Raw genomic sequence first — 16602 nt, 5'->3', positions numbered from 1 at the left:
AACGAGAAAGTAGCACGTCGTAAACTCAGCTTGCTAGAGCTCGCCAAAGAGCTCAATAACGTCAGCAAAGCCTGCAAGCTCATCGGCTACAGCCGTCAGCAGTTCTACGAAATTCGCCGTAACTACCAGACCTATGGCGCCGAGGGATTGCTCGACAAATTGCCCGGGTGTAAAGGGGCTCATCCCAATCGGGTCGCTCCTGAGATTGAACAGGCCATCCTCGATTACTCCCTCACCAGACCCACTCATGGCCCGCTGCGGGTCGCCCAAGAACTGGCTCTGCAAGGCATCAATGTCAGTGCGGGTGGTGTGCGTGGCGTGTGGCAACGTCACGACTTGCTCTCCAAACACGACCGCTTGTTGCGCCTCGAGAAAACCCACCGGGAGCAGACCATTGAGCTCAATGACGAGCAGATCCGCCTGTTAGAACGCTTCAGCCCCGAGTTTCGCGAACGCCAGATTGAGGTCCACTACACCGGAGAACTGGTGGCGGTTGACACCTTCTTCGTCGGCGCGCTCAAGGGGGTTGGCAAGGTGTATCTGCAAACCGTGCTGGACTGCTACAGTCGCCATGCCTGGGGACGGCTCTACACCAGCAAGCTGCCGGTGACCTCGGTTCATGTGCTCAATGAAACGGTACTGCCGTTCTTCGAAGCCCATGAGGCTCGGGTCTATACCATCCTGTCAGATAACGGGCGCGAGTTCTGTGGGCGCCCAGACCATCATCCCTACGAGCTGTTTCTGCAACTGGAGGGAATTGAACACCGGACAACCAAGGTACGCAGGCCGCAGAGCAACGGTTTTATCGAGCGACTGCATCGCACACTGCTGGATGAACACTTCCGTATCAAGGGGAGAACGACCTGGTATGAGTCGGTAGAACAGATGCAGACAGACCTGGATAGCTACCTGGAACACTACAACACCCAGCGGCCACATCAGGGCAGGATGATGGAGGGTCAGACCCCCTACAGCATGTTCAAGAAGGGTCTGAAATTGATACCGAAGGAAGTGCGCACTAAAGTAGCGTAAACAAGACACCGGTTTGAGGCCGGTGTCAGGTGATAACTAGATCTGTACAGATTGGTTAGCTAAATGAAAAACCGCTGCTCAAGAGTTGTGTTTTTTTATTTATGTAGATAAGTATAAATAAACTTCAATATTACAATGGTGACTCTATTTAACTTTGTATTTTGCTAGTTTTTTTTCAGCAATAAAATACAAATTACCTTTGGCCCTAGTGCAAGCAACATAAAGTTTATTTTTTGTCGTAGGGCTAAGATTTTCTAATGTGTTTTCTTCGTAGGATTTTAAGGTTGTTGGGTTCAACACTACACAAACATCCTGGAAGTGATCTAATCCCTTTGTGTTACCCCAATTTGCAGTGTTTCCATGATATGTATTGCTGCCTTTAAAAAATAGTTTAACAATAGATTTATCTTTGAATATACCATCTATTTCATCATCGTCTTCAATGAATTTTACTGCCGTTAAATCTTTCCTGTGGGATTCAATAACAATCCCTAAATGTTTATGGACAAATAAACACACGCTGGGACTACAGCGATAACTATTAGATAAAGATGTTAAGTCTATGATGAAACCAGATTTTTCCAACTTATTACAATATTGGGGAAAAGAGTCGTGTAGAGAGTTTTGGGTATTCCCATCTCGGCTTGTATCGAAAGTATGTTGATAGAAATCACCGACTAGACGGATGTTTACGTTAGCTTCTACCAATGCACATAACAAGTTGAAGTCGTTGGCTGCGAAATCTTGTATCTCATCAATACAAACTAGGTCAAAAAACTTCTCTATTCTTTGAAGGATTTCAGGTATGGCATTAAACTCAATCAGTAACTTTGCAATGCGATTGGAGAATAATCTTTTATTTTTGTCTACGTAATGCGCTAATAGTTTTTTACTTGTGCGCTGTGCATACTGTGGTAATGTATAATCAAAATTAATTCCTTTGGTTTTTATTTCGTGGCCACAAATCGGTCTAAAGCAAAAGGAGTATAAAAAATTGAAATAACTATATATTTTAATGCCGTCTGGAATACACCCAAACTTCCTAATAACGCTATGTTTAAGATGATGAGTGTTATTTTCTGTATATGTAATAAGTAAACATCGACTGTCAGCTACAAGGAGATCAATGATGCTTGATGTTTTACCAGAACCAGCGACAGCGAAGACTACTCGTTTATCCATGTTATGGCCCTCTTTATATAATCTGGTACTGTCAATAATTCTGAGTGATTATCTAAAAGTTGGAATGCACTTTCTGCTTTGTGGCTTAACATGAACTCTAAGGGTGTTTTACTTATTCTTCCGCCAGAAAAAATTGCATCACAAATAGCTTTGTTATCCTGATATATGCATACTTCAAATGTATAACGCTCAGTATCTTCATCAGAAAAAACTTTAATTTTATCTGAAACATGCTCGATGTAGTTTTCTACACAATTAACTTGATAGTCTTTATCATTATCACGAACAACAGCTGTTATAATGCCAAGTTCTCTTGCCAGTTCCATATATCGTTTAAAGCTAGTGCCACCAACAGAAATGACATGAATATTGTCACTCTCTAAACTTCTCCCTGTTTCTTTTGAGTACATTGCATCGATTAACATATACTCTGCGTCGCCCTCAACCAGTATTACTTTACTTGATAATACAAGTTCAAGAATGTTGTTGTCAGGAGCCTTCATAAAAAACTTTGCTGTGGAATTAGAGAGATTCTTTAGCGTAACAGGTTTTTTGCTGGAACTATTTATTAGTATTGACTTTCGCAAATCCAAGCGAGTACTTATCAGACTGCTGTGTGTTGCAATTATTATTTGATTTTGATGTGTATTTGAAATTTTTGAAACTAGCAGCTTCATATTACTATGGCTCAGATGATTTTCTGGCTCTTCAAGTAGTAGCACATCTATGGTTCTTTTTTCAGAATTTCTAGATAATGCAAATTCTGTTTTTATAAAGCACTGCCTTCCTTTACCTCTCTCATCGATTGGAATGTTATCTTGGGTCAGTGTAATATCAGTTTCTAAATTAAATTTTGAACCTGTTCTGACAGTAAACTCATATTCACCCAATTCATCGTTAATGGTTTTAAAATTTTTTTCTTTGAATTGAAGCTTCTGTTGTCTATATTCATTTTGCAAACCAATTCTGGTCACGAGGTCAACAGTTGAATCATAGATGGTTCTTATGTACTCCTTGTTCGCATTCTCACTATTGATTTTTGTACTGTCAATTGTTAGGCACTTTAGAAAACGACGGTATCCTGTGTATGCCTCTCCATTGAAAGTGATGAACTTGACGGTATAAAATTCGAAGGGGAAATTTTCGCTTCCATCAGCCAGTAGTTGGTTTATTTCATTAATAAGATCCTCATTGGGTTGATAAATCATATGCAAGCCACTCGAATTGGTTTTATCAGTATTATGCTTGCCGAAAAGATCTGGATTAGTCTCATCACTAAAATAAGCTTCAATATGCACTTCTGGTAATTTTTCAAAACTCCTATCTGTTTTAAAGAAATCAGATATTGCAGTTTTATTTAGAAGTGACTCCAATCCAACGGATTCGACTTTATGCCTGCTTCCGCTAGAAAGTAATTCTATCGCTTGTAATATTGAGCTTTTCCCTGCTTCATTATCCCCAATAATAACATTCATTTTTGGATCGAATTCAATTTCAAATTCGATGAACCGTTTAAAATTAAGAAGCTTTATTTTCTTTATGCAATTCATAATTATCCCTCTGCTTGATTAATTTGTTGCAGGTATTTGGCTCTGTAAAGGGCCGTAGGTTCGATTAGCGAAGCGTAATCGGACGTTCGAGAAATAAGGTGTTATTACGGTGAAATACTCACTGTCGGACATTCGATATAAAGCTGTTTCTCAATAGGCATATCTACTACTTGCCGTTATACCCGCCATGATTTTTTCACCTATGCAACCATCTTGATAAGGTCTGTTGCATAGGTGCGACAATCTGCTCTCGCCATGGGGTGGGCGAGGGGTAGGCTGTGAGATAACAACCCGCCCAATCTTTGCCCCGAATAAGCTGGGGAGTGTTACCGCGGTGCAATGCGCTGCGCTTGTTGCACCCTACGCTTGTTAACCGGCCTCGGGGCGGCGGGTTGGGTGTTGCCCCCTGTTGTTCGCCGAGGTGAGGGCACAAGGTCAGGAGCGCCGTCATGGACGACGGCGCAGACGCAGGCGGTACAGGGATGTACCGTCTGCGTCGTTCCGCCAGACCTTTTGCCTGAACCGAGGGAACCCGACGCAGGAGGGCGAACAAGTGGGGGTGGCCTTTCTTTTGGTGACTTTTCTTTGGCCACGCAAAGAAAAGTCACTCGCCAAGCCGCGCAGCGGCGGCGAAACCCCATCGAGGACGGAGTCCTCGTGTCCTGCGCGGCGAAGCCGTGCCATTGAGGCGTGGGACGACATTGCACCAGGCAATGACGTTACCGACCCCTCACCCTAACCCTCTCCCCCAAGGGAAGAGGGGATCAAACCGAAGTCGCCGAGGCTCGCGGGCGAAACCCCATCGAGGACGGAGTCCTCGCGTCCTGAATGGCGAAGCCGTGTCATTGAGGCGTGGGGCGGCATTCGCCAGGCAATGCCGTTCCCCACCCCTCACCCTTACCCTCTCCCGCAAGGGGAGAGGGGATCAAACCGAAGTCGCCGAGGCTGGCGGGCGAAATTCCGTCGAGGGCAGCGCCCTCGCGTCCTGCGCGGCGAAGCCATGCCATTCACACGTGGGACGACATTGCACCAGGCAATGAGGTTACCTACCCCTCACCCTGACCCTCTCCCGCAAGGGGAGAGGGGATGGTTACCGCGGACGATGATGCTTCGCTAATCGACCCTACCGACCCTACCGACCCTACGGCGTAGCCATGCCAAATGACGGTGAGTGACCCCCCCACCCTGACCCTCTCCCTCAAGGGGAGAGGGGATGGTGACCGTGGGCGAATACGCGGCGGGAATCGACCCGGCACCCAGGGGCGAGGGCAGAGTTGTGCCCCTGTGTTTCGCATGGCGACGCCGCTTGGGGGCCGGTTATGCCAAAATGTGAACAAATCGATCTTTCCCCCGGTCAATCGCGGTCTACCACTTGTCGGGCCCGCCCCGAGTTGGCTAAGGTAGCCGCCCATCAGATGCACGCAGTAGTGGAGGTAGGCATGGATAAAATTTTGCTGGCGCTCTCGGAGCAGATGATAAACGCGCAGGATCTGGAGAGCCTGACCCGCCCCTTGCTGGAGATGCTGGCGTCGGTGACCGGGCTGGAGTCGACCTATCTCACCGAGATTGACCTCGGGCAAAGCACCCAGCATGTCCGTTATGCCCGCAATGTGGCCGGGCTGCAGATCCCCGAGGGGATGACGGTGGAGTGGAGCGATACCCTGTGTCGCCGCGCCATCGACGATGAGATTGGCTACACCGATGACGTCGCCGCTCTGTGGGGGGACTCCCAGGCGGCCAGCGAGCTCGGCATTCGCTCCTATCTGAGCAGCCCGGTTCGCACCTCGACCGGCTCCCTCTATGGCACCCTGTGCGGCGCCAGTACCGAACAAAAGCCCGCGGTGGCGGGGGCGCAGCAGCTCATCGCCTTCTTCGCGCACCTGATTGCCGAACAGGTGGAGCGGGAGCAACTGCTGCGGCAATTGCAGCAGGCCAACGACGAGCTCTCGCGCCTGGCCCTCTCCGATCCCCTCACCGGGCTCCCCAACCGCCGCGCCCTGATGCTGGAGCTCACCCGCCTCTTCTCGTTGTCGGAGCGGGCGGGGCATCCGGTGCTCATCGCCTTTGTGGATCTCGATGGCTTCAAGGCCATCAACGACGAGCATGGCCACGAGGCGGGGGACAGGCTGCTCACCGCCATGGCGCGGCAACTGGGGGAGACCCTGCGCGGCGGCGATCTGCTGGCCCGCTTTGGGGGGGACGAGTTCGTGGCCGTGGGCATGGGGCCTTTCCCGGACGCCGACACGCTGGACGGGGCGGTGGCGGCGTTTCGCCAGCGCCTGTTCGAGCACAGCGTGCTGTCACTGCCGGTGGGGGACAAGGTGATCCATTATCCCGGTGCCAGCGTGGGGGCGGTGGCCGTGATGCCGGCCGAGGTCAGCGTCGAGGAGGCGCTGAACCGGGCCGATGCGAGCATGTATGCGGTCAAGCGCCAGCGCCGGGCCGCAGGGGAGGGCGGGAACCCGCCTCCTTCCAGTCAGGTGTCTGCCCCGCGATAGGAGCGGGGCGGGTTGAGAGGGCACAGGGTGGCGCGTCCACCCGGGTGCCAGTCTGTTTTCCCTTTTATCAGTTCGGAGCTCATACCATGGTTCATCTTCTTGTCCGCCGTGTGCGCGCCCTGGCCGGGCGGGCGGCCACCCTGGTGGCCGGACTCTGCGAGTATCAGCAGCGCATCTGGGTGGTCAGCATCGTCAAGGAGTCCTACACAGATACCTTCGTGGTCAACGAAGGGGGCTTCGAGGAGCCCTTGCAATGGATGCGCCGCAAGGGCTACAGCGCCGAGATGCTGGCCAGGGTGGAGGCCATGGCCCGATCCCAGGTGCTCCAGCTCGAGTGCGCCGGGCAGCATCACCGTCTGATGCGGGTGAAATAGGGGCGAAGCCGCCCCCGAATGGCCTGGGCGGCACCGCCGCCCGGGCATTGACCACATATCCTGCCGCCCTCTTCGTGTCAGACGGGGCAAATGGGTCGCCAGTTATGATTTTTCCGTGGTTCTCTCCGGCTTCAGACCGCCGGAGTAGACGCAAATCGCGGAGTTGTAGCTGTTGAAGGTGACCGCGTAGTTGAAATCGCAGAAATAGGCTGGGTGCTTGGTGGCGACAATGTCCCCCGCCTTGCATTTGTCCTGCATCCCCTCCACCAGGGTGTCGTTGTTTGACCCGAGACAGGCCTTGCCGGTGGTCTTGTCACCGCCGCAGGCCATCAGAAGGGCGCAGACCGAGAGACTCATCAACCATTTCGCTGTGTTGTGCATGTGTGTTCCCAAGAGATCGGAGAGATGGCGGGGAAGGGCGTGAGCGCGGCGCTGCCCGATGAAGGCGGCCAGCGGGCACGCTGCCGCCCCTGACTGTCGCTGCCACCGTGCGCCCTGCCCCTTGCCGTGAAAAAGGGGCCAACAGGCTCCTGCGCCCTATATTACGGACCCGAGGCGGTCTGCGTCACCCCTTGTCGTTGCAAGTGGCGAACATTAAACGGGTTTCGTGCGCTGGCTCAAAGGCGGGCCGGGGCCATGGCGGCCCCGGCGGGGGAAAAGGTCAGGGGGAGGGGAAGTATTTGTGCTGGAGCTGCTGGAAGTCGCTGCTGGCCAGCACCTGGGTCAGGCCGAGCTGGAACTCCCTGACCAGGGCATCGTCCACCGGGTGGCTGAAGGCGAAGCAGTACTGCTCGGAGCTCAACATCCAGCGCACCTCGAACTGGGCAGGATCCAGCTGCTGGGTCTTGATGAGATCCAGCAGGGTGGACTTGTTGCTGGAGACCAGATCGACCCGGCCCGAGGTGAGCATGCGCAGGGCCTGGGAGAGGCGGTTGGCGGTCATGATCTTCTGCTCGTCGAAGCCAGCGTTGAGCAGCAGTTGCTCCCCCACGTCGGATCGCACGGCGCCTATGGTGTAGCGCTGGGCCTCTTCCAGACGGGTCAAGGTCAGGGGGCGACTGGCGAGCCCCATCAGCACTATCTCGGCATAGCCGATGGGGCAGGCCCACTTGAACAGGGGATTGCGCGCCTCGGTGCGGGCGGTGGAGAAGAGCACCACATTGGGTTTCTGGGTCAGCAGGTAGTAGCCCCTGGCCCAGGGCAGGATGCTGACGGGCTGGACAGGGGTGCCGGTCTTTTGCCACACCAGGTGCAGCAGGTCGATGGCAAAGCCGGTCGGGGCGCCATCCTCCCCGGTGAAGTTGTAGGGTTTGTACTCTTCGGTGAGGTAGTGCAGGCTGGCGAGCGCCGGGCTGGCCTGGGTCGCGGGAGTGCCCCAGACCATGGCCGCGAGGGCGGCGCAAGCGACCAGTCTGCGAAGGGGGACTGCAATGTCTATGTTCATCCTGACCGTCCTGCTGCCGAGTGCCCAGTTTCAAGTGTTGCCAAGTCACGGCGTTTCGCCACCCGGCGAATACGTTATCCGTCGGGGGTTGTCATCATTTCGCCACTCTCAACCGGATCGGCGCCCTCTTTTTATTACCAGGCCGGGCGGGTGTGACCCAGGGGGGTGAACGCCTCATCCCTCAGCCCCACCAGCAGGGTGCTGCCATCCTCTTGCAGACGAAACTCGCCGTAGCGGGCCGACTCATACTGATCTCCCGTGCCCTCTTCGAAGAAGAAGGCGTCAGGCCCGATAAACCACTGGCCGTCGCGCTGGCGCACCTTGAGCAGACGCTCCCCCGGGCCCGGGGCCTCGGGCTTGCCCCCTTCCACCCAGTGCACCACCTGATGTTCATCCAGGCGAACGACCAGGGTGTGGGGGCCGGCGGCGGCCTGGCGGCCCGCCAGCTGGCGGGCGAGGGCGTAGTTCAGGCGCATGTAGTCCCCCTGCATCAGGGAGCGGGGGTCGACCGGTGCCAGCTCGATCAGCACCACCTCCCCCTGGCTCATGGCGTGCTCGAAGCGCCAGACGGTGGCGTTGATGCCGGCGAGCAGGGCAAGACCGGTCAGCAAAAAGGCGAGGCGTCTCATGAGGGGCTCCCGTTGTGAAGGTGCTTGAGCCACTGACGGGTACCGAGCAGCAGGGCCCCCGAGGCGAGCAGCAGCCAGGACTTGGTCATCAGGGTCAGCCCCAGATCGTAGTAATAGAGGGAGCCAAAGCCGAGCAGCAGCAGGCCTGCCAGGGTCATCAGGGCCAGGCTGCCGGCGTAGAAGCCGAGCACCAGCACCAGGGCGCCAGCCCCCATGCCGGGAATGATGGCGCTGATCACCACCAGCGGCAGCCCGTAGCGCAGCGGCAGCCTGAGGCGAACCATGACCGCGAGCAGCAGGGCGGCGCTGAGCAGGGGATTGAGCCAGAGGGGCAGGCGGGAGCTGCCGAGCTCATTGAGCACGCTGGTGCCTCCCTCCCACAGGGGGTGGTGCAGCCGTCCCAGCACCAGCAGGGAGAGTGCCAGCCCCAGGGTGAGGGATTCATAGAGCAGATGGCGGGCGGGATCGCGCTCCGCCTGCAGCCAGCACAGGGCGACGGCGCCCATCACCAGCGGCAGAGCCAGCAGGTGCAGGCCGAGGCAGGCGAGGGCGAGGGTGAGCAGGATGGCGGCGGCGAAGCTGTGGAACAGCCTGATCAGCCAGTGCTCGAACAGGGCGGCCACCCCGAGGGAGAAGGCGGTCAGACCGAACCAGAGCCACGCGACGTTCAGATCCAGCCTGTCCAGCAGGCCGTAGAGCAGCCAGGCATCTGCCGCCAGCGCCAGCGCCAGCACGAACTGATCCCAGAGATCGCTGCGGGTCGCCATGCGGTTGAGACCGAGGGCGGCGGCCATCAGCACCATCCCCATGGCGAGGGCGTTGTTGGGGTCGCGGGTCAGCTGCTCGAAGGCCATGAAGAGGAAGAAGAGCAGGAAGAGGGCGGCTATCCAGCCCACCATACCGAGCAGAAAACGGCCCGACCAGTGGGGCTGTTCATCCCGGGGGGCATCCCCTTCCACAAGTTGGGCTGCACGCAGGCGTTCCCAGGGGGTGAGATCAGACATGCTGCCTCCGTTGTTGTTGCAGCCAGCGGCTGGCCATGACCGACAGGCCGATGGCGATGAGGGCCAGCAGCAAAAAGCCGTTCATGTCCGGCTCCATCCACTTGCCAAGGGCCGCGAGGATCACGGCGATAAGGCTCAGGCACCCCATGGCGAGCCCGGCGATGAACCTGTGGTGCCAGCGCAGGTAGGCGGCGCCGAGCCAGGCGAGCCAGGCAGGCCAGACCCAGGGAGAGGCGGCATCGAACAGGGCCAGCAGGGTGAGCAGGGTGATGCCGAGCCCCGCGGCCAGCCCCGCGAGCCAGGAGGGCATCAGGGCGTAGCGGGCGGGCACCAGGATGAGCAGACCCCAGAGGGCGGCGTTGAGCAGGGTCAGGCACCAGCCGAGGGCCTCCTCGTTGAAGGAGAAGAAGAGATCGAGAAGGCCGAGCCGCCAGTAGAGCACCAGGGCGAGCTGACCGAGCAGCCAGGCCAGGGTCCAGAGCAGCGGGCTTCTGCCAAGGGCCGCCAGCGGCAGCAGCATCAGGGCCCAGGTGGCGAAGAGCTGCCAGGGGTCGGCGCCGGTCTGGTAGGTCTGGCCCACCAGGGCGAGCAGGGCGCCGAGGTTGAGGGCCAGGGCCAGCAGCAGGGCCTGGCGCGGGGTGTCACTTATGGGTTTGCGCCAGAGCACCAGGAGCATGGCGAGCAACGGCAGCTCCAGCAGGGCGAGACGTGAGAGGCGCCCCAGGGCCTGCCAGTTGAAGGCGACGAAGAAGACGAGGCCGGCGCCAAGGCAGAGGCAGCCGAGCCAGAGCAGCAGCCTGTCGAACAGCCACTGCCAGCGGGCAGGGCCGGGGGGCAGCTCGCACAGGGCCAGGGCGGCAGGCAGCGAGGCCCGTGGCAGGCGGCCGCGCCTGACCCAGTCGAGCAGGGTCTGTCTTGAGGTGAGATGCATGGGGGCTCCTGAAGCCGTGATGCCTGAAAGATAAGGCATTATGGCACGGCGACGCGTCTCGGGGCAGGGGCGCCGTCGGCGCTGCGACACAGGTCGCGGCACGGGGCCATGTCTTTGCACTAAAAAGGCCCCCGCCGTGAGGAGGGGGCCTGAAGGACGTCCGGGGCGGCGGTGGCGATCAGTGCTCACGCTGATCCCCCGCCGGCTTCTATGGAGGTCAGGCGAAGATCAGGGTGGAGATGCCAAGCCCCGCAAAGAGGATGGCGCAGGCAATGCGGATCCCCTTGAGGGGGAGCTTGTCGGCCCCGAGCTTGCCGAGCAGCACCACGGGCACGTTGGCCAGCATCATGCCGAGGGTGGTACCGGTGATCACCTGGATCAGGGAGTCGTACTTGGCTGCCAGCAGCACGGTGGCTATCTGGGTCTTGTCACCGATCTCGGCGATGAAGAAGAGCACGAAGGTGGCCATGAAGGGGCCGTACTTGTCCAGGGAACTCTCTTCATCGTCCATCTTGTCCGGCACCAGGATCCAGGCGGCCATGGCGATGAAGGCGCCAGCGACCAGCCAGGTCATCACCTTGGGATCCATCCAGCGACTGATGAATTCCCCTATCCAGGCGGCCCCTGCGTGGTTGAGCAGGGTGGCAGCCAGCATGCCGGCGATGATGGGCCAGGGTTTGCGAAAACGACAGATGAGCAACAGGGCCAGCAGCTGTGTCTTGTCGCCGATCTCGGCGATGGCAACGCTGATGGTGGAGGTTAACAAGGCTTCCATAAAAATGACCGGGGGACGGAATTGTTATAAACCAGAGACAAGCCTGCGCCATCCGTCCCCGGTTTTGGCACTGGCCCGTCAAAGGTCTTGTCAAATCCGGCATTGCCCGGATCACCCTGACCATGGTGAGTTGGCACCAAGTATGTTGATCAGGATCGCGCACGGAACGGGTCCGTGGCGAGACTACTCCCCCTCGATGGGAGCGGGCATTCTAGGGAAAAACCCCCGGTGAGGCAAGGCGCGGGATGGGGAATTATCCCCCCACCAGCTTGACCTGAAAGCCGGCCTTCTCCAGTTCGGCCTTGATAAGGTCCCGTTTGTCCCCCTGGATCTCGATGATCCCCTCCTTGAGACCGCCGCCGGTACCGCACTTCTTCTTGAGCAGGGTGGCGAGGGCCTTCTGCTGGTCGACGGGAACGCCGTGGATGCTGATGACCCCGGCCCCCTTGCGTCCCTTGGTCTCGCGGCGGATGCGCACGACCCCGTCGGCGGGGAAGGGGGAGGCGTGCTGGGCGGGGGCGGATTCCTTGATCATGCCGCCGTCCGTGCTATAGACCAGGCGGCTGTTGTTGTCGTGACTCATGGCAATACTTTGTCGGTTAGCTAAGCGGAGTTTGATTTTACGCAAATAAATGTTGAGGGCACAGCTTATAATCCCCCCATTAAAAGCGAATTATTCTTGTTTAACTTCAGGAGCCCGTCATGGTACTCACAGAGCTGTCGCCGGGACAGAGCGCTCGCATCACGCACATGAACCACCTTGGCCGCGCCTTGCGGCGCAAGCTGATGGTGATGGGGCTGCTGCCCCAGACCGAGATCCTCTATCTGCGGGCCGCCCCCCTGGGGGACCCGCTCCAGATCCAGTGCCAGGGCATCTGCCTCTCCATGCAGCGGAGTCTGGCCCAGCAAATCGAGGTGGAGCCGGTATGAGCTACAACCTGGTCACAGTGGGCAATCCCAACAGCGGCAAGACCTCCCTGTTCAACGCCCTGACCGGCTCCCGCCAGCAGGTGGGGAACTGGAGCGGGGTCACCGTCGACAAGAAGATGGGGGCCTTTGCTGCCCGCGGGCAGGAATACACCCTGGTGGACCTGCCCGGCATCTATGCCCTGGCCAACCAGGAGGCGAGCCTGGACGAGCAGATCGCCAGTCGCTTCGTCCAGCGCCAGCAGCCGGATCTGCTGCTCAACGTCATCGATGCCGCCAACCTGGAGCGCTCCCTCTACCTCACCCTGCAACTGCGGGAGCTGGGGCTGCCCATGGTGGTGGTGCTCAACAAGATGGATCTGCTGCAAAAGCGGCGCATCACCATCGACGAGGCCTTGCTCGCCAAGGCGCTGGGGTGCCCCGTGGTGTCGCTCTCGGCCCACAATCGCCAGCAGGTAGCGGCCTTCAAAGAGGGGATCCACCAGTTTATCGGCCAGTCCCAGCCCGCCCTGATGCTCGACTACGGTCAGCCCCTCGAGGGGGACATCGCCGAGCTGGAGACCCTGCTTGCCCCCCATCATCTGCATCGCCGTGGCCGCGCCCTGCGCCTGCTGGAGGAAGACATCGCCATGCAGGAGACCCTGGCGGCGGGGCAGCAGGCGGCGGCCGACAACGTGGTGAGCCGCGCCCACCACGCCCAGGACATCGACCTGCAACTCGCTGATTTGCGCTACGGCCATATCCACCACTGGTGCCAGCAGGCGTGCCGTCATCAGGACAAGCTCACCGTCGCCCAGAGCGAACGGCTGGATAGGGTGCTGCTCAACCGCTGGGTGGGCATCCCCTTCTTCCTGCTGGTGATGTACCTGATGTTCATGTTCGCCATCAAGGTGGGCAGCGCCTTCATCGACTTTTTCGACATCCTCGGGGGGGCCCTGTTCGTGGACGGAGTGCACCACCTGCTGGGGCTGATGAGTGCCCCCGATTGGCTGGGAGCCGTGCTCGCGGACGGCGTGGGTGCCGGTTTGCAGACGGTGGCGACCTTCATCCCCGTGGTGGGCTGCCTCTTTCTCTTCCTCGCGGTGCTGGAGAGCTCCGGCTATCTGGCTCGTGCCGCCTTCGTGGTGGATGCCCTGATGCGTCGCCTCGGCCTGCCCGGCAAGGCCTTCGTCCCCATGCTGATGGGCTTTGGCTGCACCGTGCCCGCGGTGATGGCGACTCGCACCCTGGGGTCGGAGCGCGAGCGGCTGATGACCTCGGCCATGGCGCCCTTCATGTCCTGCGGCGCCCGTCTGCCGGTCTACGCCCTGTTCGCGGTGGCCTTCTTCCCCGAGTCGGGGCAGAACCTGGTGTTCGGTCTCTATCTGTTCGGCATCCTGGTGGCGGTGCTCACCGGCCTCTTCCTGCGCAGCACCCTGCTGCCGGGCAAGAGCGACTCCATGGTGATGGAGATGCCCGATTACGAGTGGCCCCGTCCGGTGGACGTGGGGCTGCGCACCTGGCAGAAACTCAAGGGCTTCATCTTCGGCGCGGGCAAGACCATCGTCCTGATGGTGGCGGTGCTGAGCGTGCTCAACTCCCTCGGCACCGACGGCAGCTTCGGCAACCAGGATCAGGAGAACTCGGTGCTGAGCAAGCTGAGCCAGTCCGTGACCCCGGTGCTGCATCCCATAGGCGTGCGGGACGACAACTGGCAGGCCACGGTGGGCATCCTCACCGGCATCTTTGCCAAGGAGGCGGTGGTCGCTACCCTCAACAGCCTCTACGCCGGCGGCGCCGGTGATGAGGAGGAGAGTGAATACTCCCTGCTGGGCAGCCTGAAAGCGGCGCTGGCCACCATTCCCGCCAACCTGGCGGACATCGACCCCGCCGATCCCATGGGGCTCAAGGTGGGGGATCTGGAGGACAAGCAGGCGGCCGCCGAGGCCCAGGAGGTGGACACCTCCACCTACGGCAACATGCAGACCCACTTCGACGGTGTGGCCGGGGCCTTTGCCTACCTGCTGTTCGTGCTGCTCTACATGCCCTGCGCCGCCGCCATGGGGGCTCTGGTGCGAGAGACCGGTCGTCAGTGGGCCCTGTTCACCGCCGCCTGGTGCAACTACGTCGCCTTCCTGTGCGCCACCCTCTTCTATCAACTGGCGACCTTCGCCGCCCACCCGGCGCAGAGCCTGGTCTGGAGCCTGAGCTATCTGTTCTCCCTGGTGCTGCTCTGGTGGCTGGGGCGTCGTCACGGCGACATCGTCGCCCGCAAGGTGGTGACCCTGTGAAGGGGCTCATGGTCAGGGGCGAGTGCGCCGAGAGGGAGGGTATTCTGTGATCCTGCGTGAACTGGGGGACTATCTGGCCCTTCACAAGAAGGTGAGCCGGCGGGCGCTGGCCCGCCACTTTCACACCTCCGAGGATGCGGTAGAGGCCATGCTCGGGGTCTGGATGCGCAAGGGGCGCGTCGCCAAGCGGGAGAGCCGCCTGTGTGGCGGCTCCTGCTGCGGCAAGCACGAAGAGGTGACGTTCGAGTGGTGCGAGCCCGGCCAGATAGGGCTGATCCAGAAGGGCTGATGCCTGCCCATATGCAAAAGGGAACCCGAGGGTTCCCTTTTTCGTGGCCGCCGGGCCCGTCTCAGAAGAGGTCGCCCTCGTCCTTGGTGGGCTCCAGGCTCCAGCCGCTCGCCGCCGCGCTGTTGCCAATCTGGCCCTTCTCCCGCCAGAGTTTGATCTTGAGGCGCAGGTTGTTCTGGGAGTCCGCGTTCTTCACCGCCTCCTCCTCGTCGATCACCCCCTCGACCACCAGATCGAACAGGGTGCTGTCGAAGGTCACCATGCCAAGGGCCCTGGATTTTTCCATGATCTCCTTGAGGCCGCCAAACTCGCCGCGCTTGATGAGATCGCGCACCGTGTGGGTTCCTAGCATTACCTCCACCGCCGCCCGGCGCCCGCCGTCCGTGGTCTTCACCAGCCGCTGGGAGACAAAGGCCTTGAGGTTGTTGCCAAGGTCGTTGAGCAGTTGGGGTCTGCGCTCTTCCGGGAAGAAGTTGATGATGCGATCCAGCGCCTGGTTGGCGTTGTTGGCGTGCAGGGTGGAGATGGCCAGATGCCCGGTTTCCGAGAAGGCGAGGGCATGCTCCATGGTCTCCCGATCGCGGATTTCACCGATGAGGATGACGTCCGGCGCCTGGCGCAGGGTGTTCTTCAGGGCCGCGTGGAAGCTGCGGGTATCCACCCCCACCTCCCGCTGGTTGATGATGCTCTTCTGGTGGCGATGGACGAACTCCACCGGATCCTCGATGGTGATGATGTGGCCGCCGCTGTTGCGGTTGCGATGATCGATGAGGGCCGCGAGCGATGTGGATTTGCCGGACCCCGTGCCGCCGACGAAGAGCACCAGACCCCGCTTCTCCATGATGGTGTCGAGGAGCACCGGAGGGAGTTTGAGATCCTCGAAGCGGGGGATCTCGGTCTTGATGTTGCGCGCCACCAGGGAGACTTCATTGCGCTGCTTGAAGATGTTGACCCGAAAACGGCCTATCTGGGGCAGGGAGATGGCGAGGTTCATCTCCAGCTCTTTCTCGAACTGCTGTTTCTGCTCGAGATCCATGATGTCGTAGGCGATGCGGGCCACCTCGCCCGGCCCCAGGGGCTCCTGGGTGAGGGGGCGCAAGGCGCCGTTGAACTTGGCGCAGGGGGGGGCGCCGGTGGAGAGATAGAGATCGGAACCGTCCTGTTTGGCCAGGATCTGCAGCATGTCTCTCAATTCCATGAGGGGCCTCGTCGCTCAAAGGGCTGGGGGATGATGAATGGCTTGAGTGTACAGCCTCAGGCGCCGGTCAGTTTTTCGCGGAACACAAAAAAGACCGCGCCCAGGATGCACAGACCCGCCCAGAGGTAGTCCCACTTCAGATCTTCTTTCAGATAGAAGATGGAGAAGGGAACGAACACGGTGAGGGTGATCACCTCCTGCAGGATCTTGAGCTGGCCGACGGAGAGCACGGTGTGGCCGATGCGGTTGGCGGGCACCTGCAACAGGTATTCGAACAGGGCTATCCCCCAGCTCACCAGGGCGGCGATGATCCAGGGTTTGTGATTCATGCTCTTGAGATGGGCGTACCAGGCAAACGTCATGAAGACGTTGCTGCAGATGAGCAGGCCGATACTGGTCATGATGGGGTTCATTAGGTTCTCCTTTTAAATCAATGCATTTTATCTCGACTCCATGGGTTTTCATAAGTGGTGCTTGAGGGTATTTTTAGCTCACAAGG

At 58.7% G+C, this 16602-nt stretch carries 17 protein-coding genes; 6 read left to right on the top strand and 11 right to left on the bottom strand.

Translation table 11 applies throughout. The features are described 5' to 3' along the window. Positions 1 to 1032: IS481-like element ISAs19 family transposase (locus AB5Y70_RS17040; protein WP_039039938.1), on the top strand; the 1032-nt coding region annotated here is incomplete at its 5' end. 144 nt (positions 1033 to 1176) lie between these two features. Here AB5Y70_RS17040 and AB5Y70_RS17035 read toward each other — a convergent pair. Further along, positions 1177 to 2214 carry a UvrD-helicase domain-containing protein gene (locus AB5Y70_RS17035; protein WP_368176083.1) on the bottom strand — a complete coding sequence of 346 codons (1038 nt, stop codon included), beginning with the start codon at positions 2212 to 2214 and terminating at the stop codon, positions 1177 to 1179. Then, positions 2199 to 3764 (bottom strand): ATP-dependent endonuclease, encoded by a 1566-nt coding sequence (locus AB5Y70_RS17030; RefSeq protein ID WP_010675214.1) that lies wholly within the window; start codon positions 3762 to 3764, stop codon positions 2199 to 2201. Before AB5Y70_RS17030 ends, AB5Y70_RS17035 begins: the two co-directional genes overlap by 16 nt. Positions 3765 to 5203: 1439 nt before the next feature. Between AB5Y70_RS17030 and AB5Y70_RS17025 the strand changes: the two genes are divergently transcribed. Beyond that, complete coding sequence (locus AB5Y70_RS17025) at positions 5204 to 6262, top strand: sensor domain-containing diguanylate cyclase (RefSeq protein WP_050485248.1); 1059 nt, start codon at positions 5204 to 5206, stop codon at positions 6260 to 6262. 86 nt (positions 6263 to 6348) lie between these two features. Then, positions 6349 to 6636, top strand: a complete 288-nt coding sequence (locus AB5Y70_RS17020; RefSeq protein WP_010675212.1) for a hypothetical protein — start codon at positions 6349 to 6351, stop codon at positions 6634 to 6636. 102 nt (positions 6637 to 6738) lie between these two features. Here the strand turns inward: AB5Y70_RS17020 and AB5Y70_RS17015 are convergent, their stop codons facing one another. The 7 genes from AB5Y70_RS17015 to AB5Y70_RS16985 all read right to left on the bottom strand — a co-directional run bounded on the left by AB5Y70_RS17015 (position 6739) and on the right by AB5Y70_RS16985 (position 12002). Beyond that, entirely contained in the window at positions 6739 to 7017 is a 279-nt protein-coding gene (locus AB5Y70_RS17015; RefSeq protein WP_029314742.1) for a hypothetical protein, read from the bottom strand. 280 nt (positions 7018 to 7297) lie between these two features. Then, on the bottom strand, positions 7298 to 8020 hold the full coding sequence (locus AB5Y70_RS17010; protein ID WP_029314741.1) for an ABC transporter substrate-binding protein: 723 nt from the start codon (positions 8018 to 8020) through the stop codon (positions 7298 to 7300). A 194-nt stretch (positions 8021 to 8214) separates the two neighbouring features. After that, a complete protein-coding gene (locus tag AB5Y70_RS17005) occupies positions 8215 to 8709 on the bottom strand; it encodes a GDYXXLXY domain-containing protein (protein ID WP_010675209.1) in 495 nt (164 codons plus the stop codon). Continuing rightward, positions 8706 to 9713 carry a DUF4401 domain-containing protein gene (locus AB5Y70_RS17000; RefSeq protein ID WP_010675208.1) on the bottom strand — a complete coding sequence of 336 codons (1008 nt, stop codon included), beginning with the start codon at positions 9711 to 9713 and terminating at the stop codon, positions 8706 to 8708. The genes AB5Y70_RS17005 and AB5Y70_RS17000 overlap by 4 nt, the downstream gene beginning before the upstream one ends. Continuing rightward, positions 9706 to 10644 (bottom strand): DUF2157 domain-containing protein, encoded by a 939-nt coding sequence (locus tag AB5Y70_RS16995; protein WP_010675207.1) that lies wholly within the window; start codon positions 10642 to 10644, stop codon positions 9706 to 9708. Before AB5Y70_RS16995 ends, AB5Y70_RS17000 begins: the two co-directional genes overlap by 8 nt. A gap of 217 nt (positions 10645 to 10861) precedes the next feature. Next, positions 10862 to 11419, bottom strand: a complete 558-nt coding sequence (locus AB5Y70_RS16990; protein WP_010675206.1) for a TMEM165/GDT1 family protein — start codon at positions 11417 to 11419, stop codon at positions 10862 to 10864. Positions 11420 to 11672: 253 nt separating this feature from the next. After that, positions 11673 to 12002: a translation initiation factor gene (locus tag AB5Y70_RS16985; RefSeq protein WP_010675205.1), complete on the bottom strand. Its 330-nt coding sequence runs from the start codon at positions 12000 to 12002 to the stop codon at positions 11673 to 11675. Positions 12003 to 12121: 119 nt separating this feature from the next. On the opposite strand from AB5Y70_RS16985, the gene AB5Y70_RS16980 reads away from it, so the two are divergent. The 3 genes from AB5Y70_RS16980 to AB5Y70_RS16970 are packed head-to-tail and all read left to right on the top strand — an operon-like array spanning position 12122 to position 14905. Beyond that, positions 12122 to 12349 (top strand): FeoA family protein, encoded by a 228-nt coding sequence (locus tag AB5Y70_RS16980; RefSeq protein WP_010675204.1) that lies wholly within the window; start codon positions 12122 to 12124, stop codon positions 12347 to 12349. Further along, positions 12346 to 14616 carry a Fe(2+) transporter permease subunit FeoB gene (gene feoB / locus AB5Y70_RS16975; protein ID WP_010675203.1) on the top strand — a complete coding sequence of 757 codons (2271 nt, stop codon included), beginning with the start codon at positions 12346 to 12348 and terminating at the stop codon, positions 14614 to 14616. The genes AB5Y70_RS16980 and feoB overlap by 4 nt, the downstream gene beginning before the upstream one ends. A gap of 46 nt (positions 14617 to 14662) precedes the next feature. Beyond that, positions 14663 to 14905, top strand: coding sequence for a FeoC-like transcriptional regulator (locus AB5Y70_RS16970; RefSeq protein WP_010675202.1), 243 nt, complete (start codon positions 14663 to 14665; stop codon positions 14903 to 14905). A 61-nt stretch (positions 14906 to 14966) separates the two neighbouring features. Here the strand turns inward: AB5Y70_RS16970 and tapW are convergent, their stop codons facing one another. Together tapW and AB5Y70_RS16960 are read right to left on the bottom strand one after the other, a co-directional pair. Then, a complete protein-coding gene (gene tapW, locus AB5Y70_RS16965; RefSeq protein WP_029314740.1) occupies positions 14967 to 16103 on the bottom strand; it encodes a type IVa pilus ATPase TapW in 1137 nt (378 codons plus the stop codon). Between the two features lie 56 nt (positions 16104 to 16159). Next, positions 16160 to 16516, bottom strand: a complete 357-nt coding sequence (locus AB5Y70_RS16960; RefSeq protein WP_010675200.1) for a DMT family protein — start codon at positions 16514 to 16516, stop codon at positions 16160 to 16162. Between the last annotated feature and the right edge of the window lie 86 nt (positions 16517 to 16602).

Origin of the sequence: Aeromonas sp. s1(2024), assembly GCF_040908005.1 — a bacterium.
GTDB classification, from domain to species: Bacteria; Pseudomonadota; Gammaproteobacteria; order Enterobacterales; family Aeromonadaceae; genus Aeromonas; species Aeromonas caviae.
The sequence above is the reverse complement of the archived record's forward strand: the minus strand, read 5'-3'. Positions and strand labels throughout refer to the sequence as shown.